Here is a 17,046-nt window from a genome sequence, read left to right on the forward strand (position 1 = left end):
GAACGCCATGCTGAACCTAGCCGAATACCGCCAGCGCCCTTCACAACTCGCCGACTGGCTGCCCTGGGCCGGCCTGGTCGCTCCAGGGGTCGTACTCAACAAGGACGGCTCGTTCCAGCGCACCCTGCGCTTTCGCGGGCCAGACCTGGACAGCGCCACTCCGGGCGAGTTGGTAGCCACCTCTGCGCGCCTGAATAACGCTCTACGTCGCCTTGGTTCGGGCTGGGCCCTGTTCATCGAGGCCGAGCGCCTGACCGCAGCCAGCTACCCGCAAAGCGAGTTTCCCGAGCCGCTGTCCTGGCTGGTTGACGAAGAGCGCCGCGCCACCTTCGAGGCGCAAGGAAGCCACTTCGAGAGCGCCTATCACCTGACACTGCTCTATTTGCCAAACGAGGAGTCACGCTCGCGTGCTGCGGGGTTGCTCTACGAGCACAAGACGCAGCGCGGCGTCGACTGGCGCGAGAGACTGGCCGCCTTCGTGGCGGAGACAGCACGCTTCCACGACCTGCTTGAGGGTGTGATGCCAGAAGTCAGCTGGCTCGGCGACAGCCAGACGCTGACGTACCTGCACGCCACGGTGTCGACCCACAGGCAGCGCGTTGCTGTTCCTGCAGTACCCTTCCACCTGGACGCCCTGCTGGCCGACTGCCCGCTGAGCACAGGCCTGGCACCCAGACTGGGCGAGCAGCACCTGCGCGTGCTCTCGGTGCGTGGCTTCCCCGCCTCGACCTGGCCCGGCCTGCTGGACGACCTGAACCGTCTGGGTATCGCCTATCGCTGGTCGACCCGCTTTATCTGCATGGACAAGGACGAGGCGGAGAAGGAACTGGTACGCCTACGGCGGCAGTGGTTCGCCAAGCGCAAGGGTGTCCTGGCCCTGCTGCGCGAGACCCTCTTTCAGCAGGAGAGCCCGCTGGTCGACAGCGACGCCTCGAACAAGGCCAGCGACGCCGATGCGGCCCTGCAGGAGCTCGGAGTCGACCAGGTCGCCTTCGGCTACGTGACCGTAACCGTTACGGTGAGCGACGCCGATGCGCGGGTGGCCGACGAAAAGCTGCGTCTGGTCGAGCGGGTGATTCAGGGCCGAGGCTTCGTCACCATTGCTGAAAGCCTCAATGCGGTGGAGGCCTGGCTGTCGTCCATTCCGGGCAACGCCTACGCCAACGTGCGCCAGCCGATCATTTCCTCACTCAATCTGGCGCACCTGATGCCGGTTTCGGCGGTGTGGGCAGGCCCTGCGCGCAACGCCCATCTCGACGGCCCGCCGCTGGTGGTGACCCTTACCGATGGGGCTACGCCTTTCCGCCTGGTCACCCATGTCGGCGACGTCGGCCACACCCTGGTGGCGGGGCCGACCGGCATGGGCAAGTCGGTGTTGCTGGCAACCCTGGCCATGCAGTTCCGCCGCTACCCTGGCTCACGCCTGTTCCTCTTCGACATGGGCCGCTCGCTGCGTGCGACGGTCTTGGGATTGGGTGGTGAGCATTACGACCTGGGCGGCGATGGCGGCCTGGCCTTCCAGCCCTTGGCGCGCATCGATCAGGACAGCCATCGCACCTGGGCCGCCGAGTGGCTTGAAAGCCGTGTGCTGCATGAGGGCGTTGCCGTCGGCCCGGACCAGAAAGCAGCCCTCTGGTCCGCCCTCAAAAGCCTGGCCGGCGCGCCTGAGGCCCAGCGCACGCTGACAGGGCTGTGCATGCTGCTGCAGGACAACGCCTTGCGTCAGGCCCTGCAGCCTTATGTGCTGGGCGGTGCTCACGGCAGGCTGCTGGACGCAGACACCGATCGCTTGGGTACCGCCGACGTGCAGTGCTTCGAGATGGAAGAGCTGATGCACAGCAAGGCGGCGGTAGCGGCCGTGCTCGGCTACCTGTTCGCCCGCTTCGAGGCGCGCTTCGACGGGGCTCCTGCCCTGCTGATCCTAGACGAAGCCTGGCTGTTTCTCGACGACCCGCTTTTTGCCGCACGCATCCGCCAGTGGCTCAAAACCCTGCGCAAGAAGAATGTCTCGGTGATCTTCGCCACCCAGTCGCTTGCCGATATCCAGAACTCCAGCATCGCCGCCGCGATCATCGAGAGCTGCGCGAGCCGCATCTTCCTGCCCAACCCTCAGGCCAGTGAGCCGCAGATACGCGGCATCTACCAGGGCTTCGGGCTCAACGACCGGCAGATCGAGATCATCGCCCAAGCCACCCCCAAGCGTGATTACTACTACCAGTCGCGCCAGGGCAACCGGCTATTCGACCTCGATCTCGGGCCCGTGACACTGGCCTTCACGGCAGCCGCAAGCCCAGCCGAGCAGCACGATATCAGCCAGGTCCTGCAGATATCTGATGCCGCTGGCTTCGCTCCCGCCTGGCTACGCCACCGCGGGCTTGGCTGGGCTGCCGACCTGCTTACTTCCCACACCCCACAACGCAAGGAGCAACTGCCATGACGCCTCGCGCCCGCCTTACGCCCATCGCCGCCTTATTGACCCTCGGTCTGCTGGGGTTCCAGCCAGCGACCGCAATGACCGTCATCGACCCGACCAACCTGGTGCAGAACATGCTGACGGCGGTGCGCACCCTGGAAATGATCAACAACCAGGCCAGCCAATTGCAGAACGAAACACAGATGCTGCTGAACCAGGCCCGCAACCTGGAAACCCTGGACTTCAACGCGCTCAATCGGTTGCGCACGACGTTGGCCAGCACCGAGCGATTGCTGACCGAGGCCCAAGGCTTGGCTTTTGACGTACAGCGTCTGGACCAGGAATTTACCCGCCTGTATCCGGCCGAATACACGAGCTCCGTCAGTGGCGAGCGCCTGGCGCAGGACACGCGTGCACGCTGGAAGCAGGGACGCGATGGCCTGCACACCGCCATGCGCATGCAAGCCCAGGTGGCGCAGAACCTGGCCCAAGACGAGAGCGTGCTGGCCGATCTGGTCAACCAGAGTCAGTCGGCCGACGGTGCACTGCAGGCCAGCCAGGCCACCAACCAGCTGCTGGCCCTCCAGGCCAAGCAGTCGATCCAGGCGCAGCAGTTGCAGATCACCCAGAACCGCGCCATCGCGCTAGAGCTGGCGCGCCAGGCCGCTGCGGCAGAGGAAGCCCGCGAACTGCGGCGGCGTTTCATGGGCAGCGGTACGCCCTACACCCCCCACCCCGTGCAGTTCTACCGGTAGCGGGGTGGATGCGATGAGAGTTCCATTGCTGATACCGGCCCTGCTCGTACTGGCTGCCTGCGGGCGTGGTGGTGAACCCCATGAAGCCAGGCAACAGGCGTCCCTGCATGAACGCTTTTACTCCGGCTGCGCTCTGCCGGATGAGTTCCAGACGTCCGAAAGTCTGCCCGCCATCCCCGCGAGTTTCGATGAGGATGCGCCGTGAACGATGTCAGCGTGATCGATCATTTCCTCGAGGTGTTCTCGCTCTACATCGACTCGGGCTTCGGCCTGCTCGGTGGCGAGGTGGCCTTTCTTACCCTCACGCTGGTGGTGATCGACATGACCCTGGCCGGGCTGTTCTGGGCCATGGGCGGAGAGGACGTTATCAGCAAGCTGATCAAGAAGACCCTCTATGTCGGAGCATTCGCCTTCATCATCGGCAACTTCAATACCCTGGCCGAGATCATCTTCCGCTCCTTCGCCGGGCTGGGCTTGCTTGCATCAGGATCCGTGCTGACCCAAGCCGAGTTTCTGCAGCCAGGTCGGCTGGCGTCCATCGGCGTCGAAGCGGGGCGTCCGTTACTGGACCACATCAGCCGCTTGAGTGGATTTCCTGAAGTATTCAGCAACCTCCACAGCATCATTGTCCTGCTCTTGGCCTGGACTGTGGTGGTGATCAGCTTCTTTATCCTGGCCATCCAGCTATTCGTCACCCTGATCGAGTTCAAGTTGACCACCCTCGCCGGCTTTGTCCTGGTGCCCTTCGCGCTCTGGAACAAGACCGCCTTTCTCGCAGAGAAAGTGCTGGGTAACGTGGTTTCCTCTGGCATCAAGGTATTAGTGCTGGCGGTGATAGTAGGCATCGGCTCCGGGCTGTTCGCCGAGTTCCAAGCGTTGCCGGACGCCCCCTCCATCGATCACGCGCTGGTGGTCATGCTCGCCGCCCTGGCGCTGCTGGGACTGGGCATTTTCGGCCCTGGTATCGCCACCGGCCTGGTTTCCGGGGCACCGCAACTGGGTGCCGGCGCAGCCGCCGGCACCGCCCTTGGCGTCGCGGGGATGGCGGCTGGAGCCGCGGCGCTTGCCACAGGCGCAGGTGGTGCCGTGATGGCCGGCGCACGTATGGCTCCGGGCGCAGCGCGCCTGACCATGGGCGGCGCACAGACGGCGAACGCCGCCGTGCCCCAGGGAAGCCAACCTCGCGGAGCAACAGCCGATAGCGCTGCCGCTGCAAACGCCTTACCAGGCGCGCCCGCCAAGCAACCCGATTGGGCCAAGCGCCTGCAACGCAAGCAACAACTCACCCATGCCGCCACCACCATTGCCCACACCCTGCGTGGTGGTGATGGCGGCGGCTCATCTCCCGGGCCACAAGCGCGCGACCCGTCGAATTCGTGAAGGAGAACGAACATGCGATTCAAACGCCCTCAGGTGCGCTACAGCGACACCCCCCAACCTGCAACGCCTTACCAGGCTGCAGCGCAGGTATGGGATCAACGTATGGGCTCGAGCCTGGCGCAAGCGAAGAACTGGCGCTTGATGGCCTTCGGTTGCCTGAGCCTGGCCCTGCTGATGGCAGGTGGTCTGGTCTGGCGTTCGGCCCAGTCGATGGTCACGCCCTATGTGGTGGAGGTCGACAGTGCCGGCCAGGTGCGCGCCGTTGGCGAGGCGGCCAGCCCTTACCAACCCAACGATGCGCAGATGGCTCACCACCTGGCGCGTTTTATCAGCCTGGTGCGCTCGCTATCCATCGACCCGGTGGTGGTGCGGCAGAACTGGCTGGAGGCCTACCACTACACCACCGACCGGGGCGCTGCGACCCTCAACGATTACGCCCGCGCCAACGATCCCTTCACCCGGGTCGGCAAGGAGTCGGTGACAGTCGAGCTGAGCAGCGTCGTGCGGGTCAGTGACAACTCGTTCCAGGTGCGCTGGAACGAGCGCCGCTATGTGAATGGCACGGCTGCCGGCCTGGAACGCTGGACCGCGGTGATATCGGTCGTGCTGCAGCCTCCGCGTAGTGAGGAAAAGCTGCGCCGTAACCCCCTGGGCATCTACGTCAACGGCCTGTCGTGGAGCCGTGAACTGGACACTACGCAAGGAGCCAAGCCCCAATGAAGACCTCTGCCTACCTTTACGCCTGCCCTCTCCTGCTGGCCATGCTGGCCGGTTGCGCCAGCCAGGGTAAAGCGCCGCCCACCATTGCCCTTGACGAGCCGGTGGAAGCCCAGCGCCTACCGGAACCACCAAAACCCATCGAGGTGGTGGCCGTACCGCAGCCACTGGCCTTGCCGGCACAACTGAAACCGCTGCCAGATACCAAGGCCACCCGGGCCAAGGAACCCGCCGATGAGCGGGTACGCGTCTCACGTGCCAATCGGGACGCCCGCATTGCACCAACCCGGGAGGGGTATCTCAACGCCATTCAGGTGTGGCCGTTTTCCGATGGCGCGCTGTATCAGGTGTACACCAGTCCAGGCCGCGTGACGGTGATCAACCTGCAGGCAGGCGAGGATCTGGTTACCGTGGCCGCCGGCGACACCGTCCGCTGGATCGTTGGCGACACCTCCAGCGGCAGTGGTGATGAGCTTCGGCTCAGCGTGTTGGTCAAACCCACACGCACCGACCTCAAGACCAACCTGGTCATCACCACGACGCGGCGCACCTACCTGATCGAGTTGACGTCCACCGAGCTGGCCTGGATGGCGTCGGTGTCCTGGGACTACCCCAAGGATCGCATGCTCGCATTGCAGCGCCGTGCCAACGCCGCTCAGACGGCTGCACCGGTCGCCTCCGGCCTGGCGTTGGAGCAGTTGCGTTTTCGCTATGCGATCAGCGGCAGCAATCCGCCCTGGAAGCCGCTGCGGACATTCGACGACGGCCAGAAGGTATATATCCAGTTTCCTGCGGGCATCGCCCAGGGTGAACTGCCGCCGTTGTTCGTGATCGGTCCGGAGGGCGACGGCCAGTTAGTCAACTACCGCTTCCGCTCGCCCTACTACATCGTGGACCGGCTATTCGGTGCAGCCGAGTTGCGCCTCGGCGCAGACAAAGGCGACGTGGTTCGGATCGAGCGCACCGATGGTGTAGCACGGAGGCCCTGAGTATGAGCGCTGTCGATAACGTTCAGGACACCCATTGCGCAGAACTACCGCCCAAGGTGGCCCCGGAAAGTCTTGAACTGCGTGCCCAGCCGCGCCCGGTCACGCGCCTAAATCCGCGGATGCTGGCCGTCCTTGCAGGTGGACTGGCCACAGCAGTACTTGGTGCCATGCTCTGGTCGCTGCAGCCGCAACAGCGCCGGCAAGGTGCAGAGCAAACCGAGTTGTACAACGTAGACCGCGTGGCCCGTTCCGAGGGGCTGGAGCAGTTACCAGCCGACTACTCGCAGCTGCCGCCACCCTCGGCACCCGAAGTACCGCAACTGGGGCCAGCCCTGCCCGGCGATCTAGGCGGGCCCATCCTCAGGGCCGAGCAGCAGGCCCAGGACTATGACTACCGCCATGCGGGCCCGGACCCGGCTGAGGCCGAGCGGCTGGCCCGGGCCAAAGAAGCGGAGGAAGCAGCACGGTCCTCAGTGTTTTTCCGCTCAGGTGGCAGGCGGACAGCAAGCGCGGCCCCCCCAACCGAAAGCCGGCCTGATCATTCGCAACTGATCGGACTCGGCCCCATGGCGGCCGGGCCCGCGTCGACTGCCGCAGCACCCGCAAACGCCGTATCAACGCAGAACCGGCAGGAGCAGAAAGAGGCGTTTCTCAGTAAATCCGCATCCCCACAAATCCGTAATTCAGGATTTGTGCAAATGCCCGACTCCCCGTACCAAGTCATGGCCGGCACCGTGATCGCTGCCGCCTTGGTCACCGGTATCAAATCAGACCTACCGGGCGATGTAATCGCCACGGTGACCGAACCGGTCTACGACAGCGCCACCGGCCAACATGTGCTGATCCCTCAGGGTTCGCGCCTGCTGGGCCGCTACAACAGCCAGGTGAGCTACGGCCAGAACCGCGTGCAGGCGGTGTGGCAGCGGGTGATCCTGCCCGATACCTCGTCCTTCCAGCTCGACAACCTGGCTGGCAGCGACACCGCCGGCTATGCCGGCCTGGAGGATGGCATGGACTGGCACTGGGACCGGGTTGTCGCCGGCGCGGCCATGACCAGCCTGTTGGGTATTGGTGCCGAGTTGGCTGCACCGGCAAACCGAACCGACGGTGACCGGGTCATCATTGCCGGGCGCGACAGCCTGCAGGACACGGTGAACCAGATCGGGCAGGAGGTCACCCGGCGCAATCTCGATATCCAGCCCACGCTGACCCAGCGCCCCGGCCTGCCGCTGCGCGTGATCGTCAATCGCGATCTGGTGTTGCGTCCCTATCAGCCCTTGTTTATCCAGCAGAGGAACCCGCAATGAACCCGAACAAGCTGCGCCTCGGCCCCTTGCCGAAGACCGAGAACCTGAAAGTGACCTTCACCTGTCCGGCCGGCCTGAAGGCCGACCTTGAACGCTATGCGGCAGTGCATTCGCAAGCGTATGGAGAAGAGGTCGATGCCCTGACGCTCATCCCGCACATGCTGGAGGCATTCATGGCGAGGGATCGGGTGTTCAGGAAGGCCAACGCCGGAGCAGATAGAGGCAACTGATCGTCTCCACGCACGTTCTATCGCAAAGCCACTCGCGAACGGCAAAAGCCCTAGCGGAACATTCCACTCGCGGTTGAAAACCGTGACCTAATACATCACACTTGACACTATGATCATCAGCTTCCGGCACAAAGGCCTACGCATTTTTTATGAATCTGGCTCCACCAAAGGCATTCGAGCTGACCATGCCAAACGTCTGAGCCGAATGCTGAGTTTCATGGATCGAGCCTGCGAGCCAACCGATCTCGATATACCCGGTTGGCGGTTACATCCCCTCAAAGGGGAGCTGCAAGAGTTCTGGTCGCTCACAGTCAACGGTAACTGGCGAGTGATCTTTCGTTTCGTGAGTAGCGACATAGAACTCGTCGACTACCTTGACTACCACTGAACAGGAGGATGCCACCATGGTCATGTTCAACCCGCCGCACCCTGGTGAAACGCTGCTCGAGGATGTGCTCCCCGAGTTGGGCATCAGCATTGCAGAACTGGCCCGCCGCCTTGGTTTTGCACGTGAGTCCTTGTCCCGGGTCCTGCACGGCCACGCACCGATCAGCCCGGACCTGGCCGTTCGCCTGGAACTGGCCGGCATTGGTAAAGCCCGCACCTGGCTGGGCGTACAAGCCGATTATGACCTGTGGCAAGCGAGGCATCGCAAGCAGCCCCATATCGAGCGCTTTGCCGCCATCGCTTAATGGTTAACCGGCAAAATACGGAGCAAGGCGGTGAAACGCTGACGCAACACATGGTCTCTGGTCTGCCAACGCCCTCGGACTCACCCACGGCCCGATCTACCGCGGTCGACACCAGACGTTCGGAAGATGCCGACCTATGAAATTAAGAAAAAACCAATACAAACGCCTGAAATAAAGGTTTTCTTACCTCAGTTAAGAAAAACTGAGGCTCAGAGTCGGCCTAAAGGATTTTTGACATGCACCTAGTCGGATATGTCTATCCTAGGTGCTCATCCAGATCCGCCGGCAAGGTTATTTGGTAGGTCGGGTTCAAGTGTCCCCCTGGGACCAAGCAGCGCTTTCCCTTGCCGAGATACACACCATCCAGCGAGACATGAGCCAGCCAGGCATGCTTGTGACGTTCGGCAAGTGCTAGGAATAACCGCTTGGCCTTTATGCTGGTGCAATGCTGCAGCAGCATGCTGACCCGCTGGGGGCGCAAGGTATCTGCACCTTGCATCAGCGCATCGACCTCATAGACGAGTGACGCATCGGATACGCCATCGCAAAGCTCAAGCAACGCACGCTCAGGTATAGAGAAGACTATGCGACCAAGGTCGCCATCAGCATCGACCCACTCGAGCCCAAAAGCTCGTAGAGCCTCGTCTGTTGTCTCTGTATTGAATTCTGGTGATTCCAGATCGAAGGGACTCTTTCCACAAAGCACCACCTTGGCCTTAAGCGGAAGCTTGCTCACCCATCCGGGGAGGCTTTCAGAACCATAGAGCGTGACGGTCTCGGCCCCCCCAGGCGCAAGTAATGCTCATGCCCTTGCCAAGCCAACGCAAAGCGCCCACCTACATGAAGTTGAAGTCCATCACCGCTCTGTAGTGCCCGCACCACTCCAGCCCAAGTCAGGCGTCCTCCCCGTCGTTGATAAACACCTCGCGCAGGTGAGTCCAGCCAACCGCTGGCGATATACCTCGAGACGAGACTGCTGCTATAGCCGCGGTCCTTCAGCCAGGCGATAGAAACCAGATCTCGGTCACCCAGCATCGCTAGTAAGGAGTTTAATCTCCCTGTTTTTTGCGCATTCATAGTGAGCATTTTCGATAATGTATAAACCATGCCAATCAGCGTACTTTGAATTACATTGGTATTGACAGGTGAGTTGTCCTACAAGCCAACCGTCCACAGTCCATGGACAATGGACGCGAACACTCTACAAGCGCACTCAAGCTCCAGAATTACCTTCACCACGATCCACCCCTAGTGCGCAGTCAAGCCAATTCATGCCAGCTATTTTGTAGCCTTTAAGCTACATATAATGGCTAATACTCTCGCTTTGTAGCTTGTGAGCCACAAATCAGTTCTGGGTGCCCTTGCTTGAATGTAGCCCAAGAGCTACATTTATCGGTGAACTCGCTTTTTTGATGCCCGAGGGCTACAAATGACCACCCTATACGATGTCTCCGAAATGCTGAAAGAGGCGCGTAGTGACGCGAAGCTGAGCCAAGAAGCATTGGCTAGCAGTGCCGGCGTATCACGCTCCACAGTGGCCCGCATGGAAACATTGGCCAAAGGCGATATGAGCGTCTCAGCGCTGGTTCGGCTACTGGAAGCAGCAGGCTATGACCTGAAGCTGGCTAAGGCCGGGCACGAACGCACGGTTGAAGACATCCTCAACGAGCAGAGGTCAGGGAGCGCTTGAACATGATCCTCGATGTCCATGTCAGCTCAAGGCTGGTGGCCAAGCTCTATCGGGAGCGCGATGAATACGTGCTGAAATACCGTCCAGGCACAGCACCTGAAGACTTTGTCAGCCTGACGATGCCTGTTCGCGAAGAAGCATGGCGCTGGCCCCGCGACCTGTTTCCTTTTTTCCGGCAGAACCTTCCCGAGGGGTATTTGCTGGGCGTTATTCGCGAAGAATTTGGCCCGCTCCTCGATGGCACCGACCTGTCGCTGCTTAGCGTGGTGGGAGGCACCGGCATCGGCAGAGTCTCCGTCACGCCTGAGGGCATTCAGCCTGGCGTCGAAATGGCACCGATTGAGATAAGCCATCTGCTCAAAGCGGAAAACACCAGCGAACGGTTCGCCACACTGGTACGGCAATACGCTCGGGTAGCCGTGTCAGGGGTCGTGCCAAAGTTCATTGCCACCGGCGCAGCCGAACCTCGGGAGCCGCTGGGCAAACCGACCCTGCGCACCGGCTTTCACATCATCAAAGGCTCCGACGACACGACCCCTTTTCTAGGCTTCAACGAGTTCTACACCATGCGCGTACTGGAGCGGCTAAATGTCGTACCGGTCGCGGCCTGTCGCATGTCTGAGGACGGCAAAATCCTGGTGGTGGATCGCTTCGACGTGGACGGGTACGGCATCCCCTACTGCGGCGTCGAAGACGCCTGTGGGTTACTGGGTTTGCCGCCACATGAAAAGTACGTCCCCACCACCGAACGGGTGTGGAATGCCACACGGGCCTATATCCCCGCTGACCGTCTCCAAGCGCAACGCGAGCACCTAGGCTGGCAGCTACTGACCAACTACGTGGTGCGTAATGCCGACTGCCACTCGAAGAACATCGCGCTGTTTTACACCTCGCGTGCTGACGTGGCCTTTACCCCGATCTATGACCTGGTGACCACTCAGGCCTACCCGCGCTTCGCCAGCAACCCACCCGGCCTGTCCGTAGGCGGAAGACAAACCTGGACGCCAGGCCGTTCACTGGAAACTTTTTTCAAAGCCGTCTTAGGTATTCCACCGCGCCAGTATGCCGCCATGGTCGAACAGCTCTGCGAATCCGCCGTAGAGGTCGGCAAAGAAGTGATCGAAGCCGCGAAAAACGAGCCTGCCTGGCGTGATATGGCTAAACATATGGTGCATGCCTGGAACGAGGGCATGGAGACATTGCGCAGCCCCAAAGCCGCCCCCCATTTCCGCGGCTTGGATACCGCCATTGAAAAAGCCGGCTTCTCAGGGCCGCGCAAACCAGAGCGCAGCCGTGAAGTGATAGGTCGCTCTGAATTGCTGGCAAAGAAGCGCTGAAACTCATTAAAGCTGGAACAGCTGTGAGGGTCAGTGGGGTACTGGCTTCAGGTGAGTAGCGAAACAGCTGCGCGCTATCCTGCGATAGAAACTGGCAGCAGGGTCGCCATCAGTCAAATACTCCGTGGATTTCGTCCAGCGTGGGCATGACTGCGGGCACGACGCTGAGCTCACAGTCGAGAGCTGCCAGCACTCGCGCATAAGCCATCATGCCCACCGACAGGCCTCCCTTTTCGATAGCGATGACTTTCTGCCGGGTGAGGCAAGCTAGGGAAGCAAGCGATGCCTGAGTCAACCCACGATTCAGTCGACGCTGCCGTAGTTGCTCGCCAAGGCGTAGCGTGATGAGGGAATAGTCCATGTTCTGTATACGCGACAAACCATATTAAATGTAACGTATACCTCCACGCGATGGACGTGGGACATTCATTCGCGTGCAAACACGTGCCTTAAACTTGACGAGACGCCCAGTCGCTCAGCGACCTTGGTCATCGGCCACTGCCAGACCTCTTCATATAGTTGTTCACGAGTCACCGGCACGCTTGGGTTTGAGTGAAATTGCTGGAACACCTCAACAGAAGACATACCTCGATCCTTACGTCCCGCATAGCTAGTCCCGCAATGCCTGCAGATAGCAAAACAGCCCCTTACGACAGGCTACCAAATACAAAAAAGTGGCTCCTGTTGTATCAAACCCTCCACGGTCCTCTCCACTGCCTTGTTTGCCCAATGGGCAGCAGCCAGCATCTGCAGCATGGATCTGGGCAACAAGGAGGAAGACCGTCATGCCAGCAACAATAGAGCAACGCCCTGCCCGTTTGAACTCTTGTGCGCCCCGAATCCTTCGAGCAAATGTGGCACCTGCCTACCTGGGTATGTGCCGCACTGAGTTCAACAAAACCGTTCGCCCCTACGTCCGCGAGTTCCGTATTGGAGTGCAGGGGATCGGATTTGATCGAGAGGAACTGGACGCCTGGGCCGACGCCTATATCGACCGGGCCATCATTGAAAAGGAAGGTGCCAAGGGACATGATCACTCCCGCAGCGAGCGCCAAGGAGAAAAACCATGGCGCGAAAAACCATTAGCGGCCTCTACCAAAGGAACGGGATCTGGCACATCGACAAGGTCTTCAGAGGTCAGCGAATTCAGGAAAGCACTGGATCAAGCGATAGGAAGGAGGCAGAGCAATACCTGATACACAAGCTGGAGAAACTGCGCGAGCAGAAGATCTACGGCGTACGCAGGATCAGAACCTGGCGGGAAGCAGCCACTCGTTATCTGGTGGAGTACAAGGGTCAGCCCTCGATAAGTCTGACTGCCATCCATTTGAAGCAGCTGGATCCATATATCGGGGATATCCCTCTGACTCATATCGATGATGAGACGTTAACTCCGTTCATCAAAGATCGCCTCAAAACCAGCAAGACCTCCAGCGGCAAGGTGAAGACTGGAGTTTCCTACAGGACGGTGAACATCGCCCTAGAGCGGGTCATACGCATCCTCAATCTTTGCGCCAGGAAATGGCGTGACGAGCAGAAGCGTCCCTGGCTCGATGTGGTACCGATGATCAGCAAACTGGAAGAGAAGATAACGAAACGCTCCCCCTACCCGATGTCCTGGGAGGAACAATCGATTCTTTTCGCCGAGTTACCCGACCACCTGCGCCGCATGGCGCTGTACAAAGTGAACAGCGGCTCACGCGAGCAAGAAGTCGTAAAACTCCGTTGGGACTGGGAAATACCGGTTCCGGAGCTCAAGACCAGCGTGTTCCTCATACCTGCTGATTTCGGCGGCAGGCATGAGAGTTCCGGGGTCAAGAATGGTGACGAACGGCTAGTGGTGCTGAACAACGTGGCTAAATCAGTCATCGAGGGGCAACGAGGGCTGGACCCTGTATGGGTATTCCCTTATGGAAAGCCCGAGCGAGATGGCAGGGCGAATCCAGTTCATCGGATGAACGATTCGGCATGGAAGAAAGCCAGAGTGCGAGCGGCAAAGAGATTTCAGGAGCAGTTTCTGCGCCCAGCTCCAGCCGGCTTCGCCTCGATACGTGTCCACGATCTGAAGCACACCTTCGGTCGAAGACTCCGGGCAGCTGGGGTGACAGAGGAAGACAGGAAGGCTCTTCTAGGCCACAAGAACGGCAGCATCACCAGTCACTATTCGGCCGCGGAACTGGGCAAGCTGATTGATGAAGCCAACAAGATTTCGGCTACCGACTCTCGAGGCCCGGCGCTGACAATACTGAGGAGAATGGCAGGATGAAAAAAGTCCCGCAAAAGTCCCTGACACAAAAAAGCCCGATTCTTGAGAAACCGGGCTAAGTCGTTGAAAAATATGGTCGGGACGGAGTGATTCGAACACTCGACCCCTAGCACCCCATGCTAGTGCGCTACCGGACTGCGCTACGCCCCGACTAGGCGTGAAACTGTTTTCGTACATCCGAAAACGTCGCGAACTATACAATAAGCTTCTGAAATATGGAAACTTTTTTGAGTGAGTGCGCTATTTTTTGAGCACATGCAGTACTTCTTCCAACTCGGCAATCGTCTGCCTGATGAGCTGCTTGTACTGAGTGGTGTCATCTTTGGCCTCATCACCAGAAAGACGCTGACGAGCCCCTCCGATGGTAAAACCTTGCTCATATAACAATGCGCGAATCTGACGAATCATCAACACATCCTGGCGTTGATAGTATCGCCGATTACCGCGACGCTTGACCGGGTTGAGCTGGGGGAACTCCTGCTCCCAATACCGCAAAACATGCGGTTTGACTGCACAGAGCTCACTTACCTCGCCGATCGTGAAATACCGCTTGCCGGGTATGGCGGGTAATTCGTCGTTATGACTTGGTTCCAGCATATGCCTCAACCCTGGCTTTAAGTTTCTGGCCTGGACGGAAAGTCACCACACGACGCGCCGTGATGGGGATTTCCTCTCCCGTTTTCGGATTACGACCGGGGCGCTGACGCTTATCGCGCAGATCAAAATTGCCGAACCCCGAGAGCTTGACCTGCTCGTTGAGTTCCAGCGCCTGGCGGATCTCTTCGAAGAACAGTTCTACCAATTCCTTGGCTTCCCGTTTATTCAGGCCCAGCTCTTCATACAGACGTTCCGCCATTTCAGCTTTCGTCAGAGCCCCCATACGCTACTTCCTTAACGTGGCGTTAAACCTTTGTTCCAGGGAGGTGAGGACATTTTGTGTCGCAGTACTCACCTCGTCGTCATTAAGAGTGCGCGATGGATGCTGCCAGGTCAAGCCAACGGCAAGGCTTTTTCTAAGCGGATCAATACCTTTACCGTGATACACGTCAAATAGCTTGAGGTCAGTCAACCATTCGCCCGCGGCTTCACGAATAACTGCAAGCAATGTCGCAGCCGGCACATCACGATCCACCAGCAAAGCCAAGTCACGACGCACCTCGGGGAAGCGCGACAGCTCCTGGAACTTCGGCATACAGCCTTGAGCGATTTCCGCCAATACCACCTCGAACATATACACGGGCTGATCAAACCCAAGCGCCTTGCCCAACTCCGGATGCATCGCACCCAAGAAGCCAACCAATCGACCATCGCGCTCGATGCGTGCGGTTTGCCCTGGATGCAAAGCCGCATGCTCGCCGGGAATAAAATTGAAGTCCGCGCCCGATCCAGCACTTGCCAGCAATGCCTCGACATCAGCCTTCACATCGTAGAAGTCGACATTGTCGCGACCATGCGCCCAGTTTTCCGACAGCCGACTACCGCATATCACCCCTGCGAGCATCGGTTCCTGCTTGAGCCCTTCCAGCTGACCAACGAAGCGCAGGCCGCTTTCAAACAGACGCACACGCGACTGCTGACGATTGAGGTTGTGCTCCAGCGCCTTGACCAGGCCTGGCCATAGCGATGAGCGCATGGCGGCCATATCGGCCGATATCGGATTGGCCAGCATCAGCGGCTCAACGCCAGGGTGGAACAGCTCGAACAGTTTGGGATCGATAAAGCTGTAGGTAATCGCTTCCTGGTAACCGCGCGCCACCAGCAAACGACGCAGCGCCGGCAACTCGACAGCAGCCTCTGTTTTGGGCTGCGGAGCCAGACGCGCCTGTGGATAACGCACCGGCAACCGGTTGTAGCCGTACAAGCGCGCCAGCTCTTCAATCAGATCGACCTCGATACTGATATCGAAGCGGTGGCTGGGAACTGTCACTTGCCACTGCCCTTCACCGTCGGCACTGATACCCAGCCCCAGCGCTGCCAGCAAACGCACGACCTCTGCATCGTCCATTTTCAAACCGAGCATCTGCTCGATGCGCTCGGCGCGCAGGGTCACAGGGGAGATGCTCGGCAGCTGCTGCCGATCGACCGCCTCGATGATCGGGCCAGCCTCACCGCCGACGATCTCCAGCAACAAGCCAGTGGCCCGCTCCATGGCCTCACGCGCGAGCTGCCAGTCCACACCACGCTCGAAGCGGTGCGAGGAGTCGGTGTGCAGGCCATAGGAGCGCGCCTTGCCGGCAATGGCGATGGTGTCGAAGAAAGCGCTCTCGAGAAACAGGTCGCAGGTCTTGTCACTTACGCCGCTGTGCTCACCACCCATCACGCCGGCGATTGCCAGCGCGCGCTGGTGATCGGCGATAACCAGAGTGTCGGCACGCAGACTGACTTCCTGACCGTCGAGCAGCACCAGCTTCTCGCCCTCCTCGGCCATGCGCACACGAATGCCGCCATTGATCTCGGCCAGGTCGAAAGCATGCATCGGCTGACCCAGCTCGAGCATTACATAGTTGGTGATATCCACTGCGGCATCGATGCTGCGCACATCGGCGCGGCGCAGGCGCTCGACCATCCACAACGGTGTCGGCCGGGACAGGTCGACATTGCGCACCACACGACCGAGATAGCGTGGGCAAGCTTGCGCCGCCAACACTTCGACTGGACGGACTTCATCATGGCTCGGCGCAACCACAGCAATCTGCGGACGGGTCACCGGCGCGTCGTACAAGGCACCGACTTCACGGGCCAGACCGGCCAGGGACAGGCAGTCGCCGCGGTTCGGCGTCAGATCGACTTCGATGCTGGCATCATCCAGATCGAGATAAGCCCGTATATCCTGGCCCACCGGTGCATCGGCCGGCAGCTCCATCAGGCCGTCGTTCTCTTCGCTGATCTGCAGCTCGGAGGCCGAGCAGAGCATGCCATTGGACTCGACGCCGCGCAGCTTGGCTTTCTTGATCTTGAAATCGCCCGGCAACTCGGCGCCGATCATGGCGAAGGGAATCTTCAGGCCGGGGCGCACATTCGGCGCACCGCACACTACCTGGAAAGTCTCGGCGCCATTGCTGACCTGACACACGCGCAGCTTGTCGGCATCGGGATGCTGCTCGGTGCCGAGCACTTCACCCACCACCACGCCGCTGAATACCCCGGCTGCCGGGGTCACGCTATCCACTTCCAGGCCCGCCATGGACAGGCGCGCCACCAGCTCGTCACGGGAAACCTGCGGGGTTACCCAGGTACGCAGCCACTGTTCACTGAATTTCATCCTGCTCT

At 60.2% G+C, this 17,046-nt stretch carries 19 protein-coding genes and 1 tRNA gene; 13 read left to right on the forward strand and 7 right to left on the reverse strand.

Annotated elements, in window-relative coordinates; all coding sequences use genetic code 11:
- The first annotated feature begins 7 nt into the window (after positions 1–7).
- The 10 genes from trbE to R3355_RS04440 all read left to right on the forward strand — a co-directional run bounded on the left by trbE (position 8) and on the right by R3355_RS04440 (position 8,483).
- Positions 8–2,437 carry a conjugal transfer protein TrbE gene (gene trbE, locus R3355_RS04395; RefSeq protein ID WP_318960222.1) on the forward strand — a complete coding sequence of 810 codons (2,430 nt, stop codon included), beginning with the start codon at positions 8–10 and terminating at the stop codon, positions 2,435–2,437.
- Entirely contained in the window at positions 2,434–3,168 is a 735-nt protein-coding gene (gene trbJ, locus R3355_RS04400; protein WP_318960223.1) for a P-type conjugative transfer protein TrbJ, read from the forward strand. The genes trbE and trbJ overlap by 4 nt, the downstream gene beginning before the upstream one ends.
- A gap of 13 nt (positions 3,169–3,181) precedes the next feature.
- The gene (locus R3355_RS04405; protein WP_318960224.1) at positions 3,182–3,373 is read left to right on the forward strand and encodes a hypothetical protein; all 192 of its coding nucleotides are present in this window, start codon (positions 3,182–3,184) and stop codon (positions 3,371–3,373) included.
- Positions 3,370–4,548 (forward strand): P-type conjugative transfer protein TrbL, encoded by a 1,179-nt coding sequence (gene trbL / locus R3355_RS04410; protein ID WP_318946393.1) that lies wholly within the window; start codon positions 3,370–3,372, stop codon positions 4,546–4,548. The genes R3355_RS04405 and trbL overlap by 4 nt, the downstream gene beginning before the upstream one ends.
- A 12-nt stretch (positions 4,549–4,560) precedes the next feature.
- Positions 4,561–5,268: a conjugal transfer protein TrbF gene (gene trbF / locus R3355_RS04415; RefSeq protein WP_318960225.1), complete on the forward strand. Its 708-nt coding sequence runs from the start codon at positions 4,561–4,563 to the stop codon at positions 5,266–5,268.
- Positions 5,265–6,254 carry a P-type conjugative transfer protein TrbG gene (gene trbG / locus R3355_RS04420; protein ID WP_318960226.1) on the forward strand — a complete coding sequence of 330 codons (990 nt, stop codon included), beginning with the start codon at positions 5,265–5,267 and terminating at the stop codon, positions 6,252–6,254. The genes trbF and trbG overlap by 4 nt, the downstream gene beginning before the upstream one ends.
- A gap of 2 nt (positions 6,255–6,256) precedes the next feature.
- Positions 6,257–7,561, forward strand: coding sequence for a TrbI/VirB10 family protein (locus R3355_RS04425; protein WP_318960227.1), 1,305 nt, complete (start codon positions 6,257–6,259; stop codon positions 7,559–7,561).
- Positions 7,558–7,791 (forward strand): DUF2274 domain-containing protein, encoded by a 234-nt coding sequence (locus tag R3355_RS04430; RefSeq protein ID WP_090505775.1) that lies wholly within the window; start codon positions 7,558–7,560, stop codon positions 7,789–7,791. Before R3355_RS04425 ends, R3355_RS04430 begins: the two co-directional genes overlap by 4 nt.
- Positions 7,792–7,900: 109 nt before the next feature.
- Positions 7,901–8,179 (forward strand): type II toxin-antitoxin system RelE/ParE family toxin, encoded by a 279-nt coding sequence (locus R3355_RS04435; RefSeq protein ID WP_318960228.1) that lies wholly within the window; start codon positions 7,901–7,903, stop codon positions 8,177–8,179.
- 16 nt (positions 8,180–8,195) lie between these two features.
- Positions 8,196–8,483 carry a HigA family addiction module antitoxin gene (locus R3355_RS04440; RefSeq protein WP_090505779.1) on the forward strand — a complete coding sequence of 96 codons (288 nt, stop codon included), beginning with the start codon at positions 8,196–8,198 and terminating at the stop codon, positions 8,481–8,483.
- A gap of 256 nt (positions 8,484–8,739) precedes the next feature.
- Here R3355_RS04440 and R3355_RS04445 read toward each other — a convergent pair whose 3' ends face one another.
- Together R3355_RS04445 and R3355_RS04450 are read right to left on the reverse strand one after the other, a co-directional pair.
- The gene (locus R3355_RS04445; RefSeq protein ID WP_318960229.1) at positions 8,740–9,219 is read right to left on the reverse strand and encodes a type IV toxin-antitoxin system AbiEi family antitoxin domain-containing protein; all 480 of its coding nucleotides are present in this window, start codon (positions 9,217–9,219) and stop codon (positions 8,740–8,742) included.
- Positions 9,216–9,590, reverse strand: coding sequence for an AbiEi antitoxin N-terminal domain-containing protein (locus tag R3355_RS04450; RefSeq protein ID WP_318960230.1), 375 nt, complete (start codon positions 9,588–9,590; stop codon positions 9,216–9,218). The genes R3355_RS04445 and R3355_RS04450 overlap by 4 nt, the downstream gene beginning before the upstream one ends.
- Before the next feature lie 322 nt (positions 9,591–9,912).
- Between R3355_RS04450 and R3355_RS04455 the strand changes: the two genes are divergently transcribed.
- Together R3355_RS04455 and R3355_RS04460 are read left to right on the forward strand one after the other, a co-directional pair.
- Positions 9,913–10,173: a helix-turn-helix transcriptional regulator gene (locus tag R3355_RS04455; RefSeq protein ID WP_318960231.1), complete on the forward strand. Its 261-nt coding sequence runs from the start codon at positions 9,913–9,915 to the stop codon at positions 10,171–10,173.
- Between the two features lie 2 nt (positions 10,174–10,175).
- Entirely contained in the window at positions 10,176–11,510 is a 1,335-nt protein-coding gene (locus R3355_RS04460) for a type II toxin-antitoxin system HipA family toxin (RefSeq protein WP_318960232.1), read from the forward strand.
- Positions 11,511–11,619: 109 nt separating this feature from the next.
- On the opposite strand, the gene R3355_RS04465 is transcribed toward R3355_RS04460, so the two are convergent.
- The gene (locus tag R3355_RS04465) at positions 11,620–11,871 is read right to left on the reverse strand and encodes a helix-turn-helix transcriptional regulator (RefSeq protein ID WP_090505794.1); all 252 of its coding nucleotides are present in this window, start codon (positions 11,869–11,871) and stop codon (positions 11,620–11,622) included.
- Positions 11,872–12,576: 705 nt separating this feature from the next.
- On the opposite strand from R3355_RS04465, the gene R3355_RS04470 reads away from it, so the two are divergent.
- On the forward strand, positions 12,577–13,776 hold the full coding sequence (locus tag R3355_RS04470) for a tyrosine-type recombinase/integrase (protein WP_318960233.1): 1,200 nt from the start codon (positions 12,577–12,579) through the stop codon (positions 13,774–13,776).
- Positions 13,777–13,849: 73 nt separating this feature from the next.
- Here the strand turns inward: R3355_RS04470 and R3355_RS04475 are convergent.
- The 4 genes from R3355_RS04475 to pheT form a co-directional block, all read right to left on the reverse strand.
- Positions 13,850–13,926, reverse strand: a tRNA-Pro gene (locus tag R3355_RS04475).
- 90 nt (positions 13,927–14,016) lie between these two features.
- The gene (locus R3355_RS04480) at positions 14,017–14,373 is read right to left on the reverse strand and encodes a MerR family transcriptional regulator (protein WP_318960234.1); all 357 of its coding nucleotides are present in this window, start codon (positions 14,371–14,373) and stop codon (positions 14,017–14,019) included.
- Positions 14,354–14,656, reverse strand: coding sequence for an integration host factor subunit alpha (ihfA, locus tag R3355_RS04485; protein WP_003243414.1), 303 nt, complete (start codon positions 14,654–14,656; stop codon positions 14,354–14,356). The genes R3355_RS04480 and ihfA overlap by 20 nt, the downstream gene beginning before the upstream one ends.
- Before the next feature lie 3 nt (positions 14,657–14,659).
- Entirely contained in the window at positions 14,660–17,038 is a 2,379-nt protein-coding gene (gene pheT / locus R3355_RS04490; protein WP_318960235.1) for a phenylalanine--tRNA ligase subunit beta, read from the reverse strand.
- Between the last annotated feature and the right edge of the window lie 8 nt (positions 17,039–17,046).

The sequence above is a fragment of the Pseudomonas sp. genome (assembly GCF_033723075.1).
Lineage (GTDB): Bacteria > Pseudomonadota > Gammaproteobacteria > Pseudomonadales > Pseudomonadaceae > Aquipseudomonas.

What these genes read in the sequence shown, in the direction of transcription:
- trbE (WP_318960222.1), top strand. Translation starts at nt 8, where the DNA reads ATGCTGAACCTAGCCGAATACCGCCAGCGCCCTTCACAACTCGCCGAC.
- trbJ (WP_318960223.1), top strand. Translation starts at nt 2,434, where the DNA reads ATGACGCCTCGCGCCCGCCTTACGCCCATCGCCGCCTTATTGACCCTC.
- R3355_RS04405 (WP_318960224.1), top strand. Translation starts at nt 3,182, where the DNA reads ATGAGAGTTCCATTGCTGATACCGGCCCTGCTCGTACTGGCTGCCTGC.
- trbF (WP_318960225.1), top strand. Translation starts at nt 4,561, where the DNA reads ATGCGATTCAAACGCCCTCAGGTGCGCTACAGCGACACCCCCCAACCT.
- trbG (WP_318960226.1), top strand. Translation starts at nt 5,265, where the DNA reads ATGAAGACCTCTGCCTACCTTTACGCCTGCCCTCTCCTGCTGGCCATG.
- R3355_RS04425 (WP_318960227.1), top strand. Translation starts at nt 6,257, where the DNA reads ATGAGCGCTGTCGATAACGTTCAGGACACCCATTGCGCAGAACTACCG.
- R3355_RS04430 (WP_090505775.1), top strand. Translation starts at nt 7,558, where the DNA reads ATGAACCCGAACAAGCTGCGCCTCGGCCCCTTGCCGAAGACCGAGAAC.
- R3355_RS04435 (WP_318960228.1), top strand. Translation starts at nt 7,901, where the DNA reads ATGATCATCAGCTTCCGGCACAAAGGCCTACGCATTTTTTATGAATCT.
- R3355_RS04440 (WP_090505779.1), top strand. Translation starts at nt 8,196, where the DNA reads ATGGTCATGTTCAACCCGCCGCACCCTGGTGAAACGCTGCTCGAGGAT.
- R3355_RS04450 (WP_318960230.1), bottom strand. Translation starts at nt 9,590, where the DNA reads ATGGTTTATACATTATCGAAAATGCTCACTATGAATGCGCAAAAAACA.
- R3355_RS04455 (WP_318960231.1), top strand. Translation starts at nt 9,913, where the DNA reads ATGACCACCCTATACGATGTCTCCGAAATGCTGAAAGAGGCGCGTAGT.
- R3355_RS04460 (WP_318960232.1), top strand. Translation starts at nt 10,176, where the DNA reads ATGATCCTCGATGTCCATGTCAGCTCAAGGCTGGTGGCCAAGCTCTAT.
- R3355_RS04465 (WP_090505794.1), bottom strand. Translation starts at nt 11,871, where the DNA reads ATGGACTATTCCCTCATCACGCTACGCCTTGGCGAGCAACTACGGCAG.
- R3355_RS04470 (WP_318960233.1), top strand. Translation starts at nt 12,577, where the DNA reads ATGGCGCGAAAAACCATTAGCGGCCTCTACCAAAGGAACGGGATCTGG.
- R3355_RS04480 (WP_318960234.1), bottom strand. Translation starts at nt 14,373, where the DNA reads ATGCTGGAACCAAGTCATAACGACGAATTACCCGCCATACCCGGCAAG.
- ihfA (WP_003243414.1), bottom strand. Translation starts at nt 14,656, where the DNA reads ATGGGGGCTCTGACGAAAGCTGAAATGGCGGAACGTCTGTATGAAGAG.
- pheT (WP_318960235.1), bottom strand. Translation starts at nt 17,038, where the DNA reads ATGAAATTCAGTGAACAGTGGCTGCGTACCTGGGTAACCCCGCAGGTT.